This is a genomic window from Acinetobacter sp. (assembly GCF_036666595.1).
Classification (GTDB): Bacteria; Pseudomonadota; Gammaproteobacteria; order Pseudomonadales; family Moraxellaceae; genus Acinetobacter.
Window position 1 is genome coordinate 1 of the sequence record NZ_JAVWVO010000159.1, and the last position, 522, is coordinate 522.

General features: G+C 40.8%; 2 protein-coding genes. One reads left to right on the top strand and one right to left on the bottom strand.

The window, feature by feature from the left end:
- On the top strand, window positions 1-150 hold a 150-nt coding region (locus RR876_RS17360; RefSeq protein WP_332637222.1), incomplete at its 5' end, for a helix-turn-helix domain-containing protein.
- A gap of 52 nt (window positions 151-202) precedes the next feature.
- On the opposite strand, the gene RR876_RS17365 is transcribed toward RR876_RS17360, so the two are convergent.
- A partial coding sequence (locus tag RR876_RS17365) for an aldehyde dehydrogenase family protein (RefSeq protein WP_332637221.1) occupies window positions 203-522 on the bottom strand: 320 nt, incomplete at its 5' end.

Sequence of the window (522 nt, forward strand, 5' to 3'; positions counted from 1 at the left end):
GAGTTATGGGGCATTAGTCATGAAGAAGATACCCATTATCTTCGAATCTTGGTGAAAAAACTCCGCACCAAAATTGGAGATTCTGCGGTCACTCCAAAATATATTTTTACCATTGCAGGCGTGGGGTTACGTTTCCAAGGACAATCCTAAATTGAAAATAAAAAGAGAGTTTGCAAAACTCTCTTTTTGATGAATAAACCGTTTATTTTAAGTTTGGATCGCCTTTTTTCAAGAAGAAACTCAAAGCCAGTTTTTGTACCCAAGTACCATAAGGTGGATAGAATAATTGCGTTGGGAAGAAGCGATGACGAGCAAAAACTGTTTTCGCATGTGATAGCTCACGGAAGCCTTCCTCACCGTGATAAGTTCCCATACCAGAGTTACCAATACCGCCAAAAGGAGCATCATGGTTGACCACATGCCAGCCCCAATCATTAATCGTGACACCACCTGAATGAGTTTGTTTTAAGATGTGGTCACGTTCAGTTGAATCATGGGTGAAACAATAGAGTGCTAGAGGTC